The sequence below is a fragment of the Trichloromonas sp. genome, from assembly GCF_041583255.1.
Classification (GTDB): domain Bacteria; phylum Desulfobacterota; class Desulfuromonadia; order Desulfuromonadales; family Trichloromonadaceae; genus Trichloromonas.
This window is the reverse complement of record NZ_JBFHGD010000292.1, coordinates 1-3317: the sequence shown is the minus strand read 5'-3', so window position 1 is coordinate 3317 and position 3317 is coordinate 1. Positions and strand designations below refer to the sequence as shown.

At 57.0% G+C, this 3317-nt stretch carries 2 protein-coding genes and 1 pseudogene; all 3 read right to left on the bottom strand.

Features of this window, described 5'->3' with window-relative positions; translation table 11 throughout:
- Positions 1–446: 446 nt before the first annotated feature.
- Positions 447–836 (bottom strand): HEPN domain-containing protein, encoded by a 390-nt coding sequence (locus tag ABYV89_RS15810; RefSeq protein ID WP_432823898.1) that lies wholly within the window; start codon positions 834–836, stop codon positions 447–449.
- Positions 820–1161 (bottom strand): nucleotidyltransferase domain-containing protein, encoded by a 342-nt coding sequence (locus ABYV89_RS15805; RefSeq protein WP_432823897.1) that lies wholly within the window; start codon positions 1159–1161, stop codon positions 820–822. Before ABYV89_RS15805 ends, ABYV89_RS15810 begins: the two co-directional genes overlap by 17 nt.
- Positions 1162–1237: 76 nt before the next feature.
- Positions 1238–3317: pseudogene (locus ABYV89_RS15800) on the bottom strand (type I polyketide synthase); the annotation flags it as partial.

Genomic DNA, 3317 nt, shown 5'->3' with positions numbered 1-3317 from the left:
GCCAGCAGGCATTCGATGACCGATTCCTGTCCGGGACGAAAGGTCGAAAAGCCGAAGTTCTGTTGCAGGCAGTGGTGGATCGATCTGTCGGCGGGCATGGGGAAGCTCCCTGGATTTCATGGAAGGCTAACCGGTTTGTCAACAACGTCCCCTATTGGTTACTATTGGTTCCCGGACTTTCCCAAACAGAAACAAAAAAAGGACTCGAACGGGTGACGCACTGTCGGTCCCTTATCCACCAGCACCCACCGTTTGCGAAGGATGCGACCCACCAGGCTCATCGCTGCCCAGGGTATCGGATAGCAGGCCGATCAACTCGAACTTGTTTCTGCCAAATCCTCAGTGTCTCGAAGATATACGGCTATGTCGATATCTGCGTGCATTTTCGCTGGTCTGTTTTGAGTGGGAGTTATGCCATAGCTGGCGCGCAGTTTCTAATGGGTCTTTCAAATGAATTGCCTGTTCACCATTTTAAAGATGTTCCATGCATATTCGAAAAATATTTTTGCGTGATCCCGCGTTGGACGACCATTGGGAAGGAGACCAAGCTCCCCTGGATAGCGTGCCTCAATGTAAAGCGCATCGAGTGTTTTCAGCAGTTGAAGATCCACTTCATCTTCAAGATATTTTTCGACCCTGCCGTAGAGAGTCACGAGATTATGAATTTTCTGCGATTCAAAATTGTGTTCCTCAAGTAGGGCCTTGAACGCTTTTTCGATGCTCTGCTGCGCGTGAAAGGCCACGATGTGAGAAAGGTGTTCATCGCCGAGAATTCTTTCGATGACATCTAAATCATCCTTGGCCGCTTTCAACCACTCTTCAGTGAGTTTTTTCATAAAGAACCGTTCCGTCGACAGCAATTTTCTTACTGAACATGCTTCCCATTTCAACAAACTTACGGTGCATGGCCTTAGTGTGGACGATCAGGTCGATCGGGATGTTTTTTTCGATGTCGATGATTAAATTGGCCACGCGCAGATATATCTCATTCTTTTCAGCAAAATTTCTAGGTAAAAAATCATCCTCCGTGACGACCAACAGATCGACATCGCTATCCGGGCCGGGATTGCCATAAGCGTGTGAGCCGAACAGGATTATTTTGTAGGGGTCAATCGCCTTCAGTCTCGCAACCAGCAGCTTTTTAAGTTCTTCATTCAGCATCGGCCAACCTCTGGTATGGGGGGAGAATCCTCCATCACCTTCCGGATAATAGCACATTCTACAAAAATAGGGCTGTTCAGCTTATCCTCACCGTGAAGTCGTTCATCTGATAAATCACCTTGCCGTCCACTGAAAGGTAGCCATCCGCCGTGAGCAGGCGCTGGGCTTCGTCGATGGCGGTGACCGTCGCTTCGATGGTCACCAGCTTGTTGGCCGGGATGATCTGGCCGCGGTAATTCCACTTGTGCCTTTGGCCAAGGGCGATGGTTTCGAGTTTGGTGTCGGCGCTGCCCCCCCAGCGGTTGACCGCGGCCACCTTGAGCAGCTGCAGGAACGATTCGAGGCCTAAGGAACCGGGGCAGACCGGATCCTGGTAGAAGTGGGCCTTGAAGAACCATTCTTCCGGATCGACCTTTTTGCTGCCGCGGATGAAGCCGAGTCCTTGCGGACCACCGTCCTTGACGAAGAGTTCGATGGAATCGACCATGCGCAGTTTCTTGGCCGGAAAGGGCGCCTCTGGCGGGTAGGGGAAGCGTTCGCCGCGGGCGATTTCCTCGGCGCTGGGCTGATACGGCTTGGCATCGCGCACCCCGACCTGCTGGGCCAGGGATTCGGCGGAGAAGAAGCCGAAAACCGTGTCGCCGGTATAGACCGGTCCCTGGCTGTCGCGAATCTCGAAATCGTACCCCTGGATAATCATGCCGCCGCTGCTGGAGATGCGGGTGATCTTGACCCGGGTGGTCAGGGTGCCCGATTGCGGGGTCACCGCGCGGTGCTGCACGGCGTTGCCGTCGAGGTTGCGGAAACGCAGGTCGACGGGGCTGGTCAGGGCGCTGCCGAGATAGGCGGCGAGCCAGCCGCAGGGCTGCAAACCGGTCTCCAGCAACACCGCGAAGGGCATCTCCGGTTGCCGGCCGGCCTCGAAGTACCAGGCGTCAGGCGGCACGTCGTATTCGGCCTCGATGGTTACGCCGGAGACCAGCTTCCACGGTTCGCCGTTGATCTCGGTGATGCGGTCGAGAAACTGGAACGGCGGGCCGGGCAGGCGGGCAATCTTGCGCTCGTTGTCGAAAATTTTATAGGGCTCGCCGAATGCTTCCGACGGGTTGCCGATGGAGTAGGCCAGAATCTGCTCGTAATCGTAGAGCGCCTTCTTGGAGGCCGTGGGGACTGTCCCCAGTATTATCGGGGACTGCCCCTCTTTGTCTTCAATCGCGGTAGAACCGGGGACAGTCCCCGATGTGGCTGGGGACAGTCCCTGCCACAAAGCTTCCACCATCTGCCGGTTCAATCCGGCCAGCCGTACCGACATGTTGGGGATCTCGACAATGGCTTTGCCGTCGGCATACATCAGGGCGTCGACGATGGCGAAGGGTTCGGGGCCGTAGCCGAGCTCCTTGATGCTGACCTGGTAGGTGACGGTTTTTGTTGTTTCGGTGACCTGGCCGCGGCATTTGAGGCCGCTGTCGACGCCGGGAACCGGTTCGCACCAGGTGGCCCCGTCTTCGCCGATCCAGCCCATGCGCAGCAGGTAGATGCGCAGGGTGTGCATGCAGCATTCGTACATCAGGGTGCCGGGCATGACCTTGTCGTCGACAAAATGACAGGTGAGGAACCAGGCGTCGGGACGGATATCCATTTCGGCGCGGATCTGGCCGAGCCCGTAGCGGCCGCCCTTGGGGTCGAGTTCGATCACGCGGTCGACCAGCTTGAGCAGCCCGCCGGGCATGGTGTAGGGACGTTTCATGCCGAGATGGGCGAAATGTGGGCCGAAGCCGGCGGCGAGATCGCCCTGGTAGATGGCGTCAACCTGGGCCTCGCTGTACGACTCGACCGCCATCGGCGCCAGTTCACGCCAGTCGGCCGGCAGTTTGCCCGGCTGCGGCATCAGGTCGAGCCTGGTGTGGACGATGCCTTTGCCGGCGGCCAGTTCTGCTTCGGTGAAAAAGCCGGCGCAGCCTTTTTTCATCGACAGCAGCGGTTCGCCGTTGACCGTCCCTTCGAAATTAAAGTTGAAGAGGTAGGTCTGGTCCTGGCGGAAGAAGCGCTCGATCTTGATGTCGTAGTGAATCACGTCGCCGACCACCGGAAGAGGGCGGTGAAAGGTGACCACCGCGTCGAGCAGGCGGTAGACCGCCTTCCCCTTGCTGATGAAG

What these genes read in the sequence shown, in the direction of transcription:
- ABYV89_RS15805 (WP_432823897.1), bottom strand. Translation starts at nt 1,161, where the DNA reads ATGCTGAATGAAGAACTTAAAAAGCTGCTGGTTGCGAGACTGAAGGCG.
- ABYV89_RS15810 (WP_432823898.1), bottom strand. Translation starts at nt 836, where the DNA reads ATGAAAAAACTCACTGAAGAGTGGTTGAAAGCGGCCAAGGATGATTTA.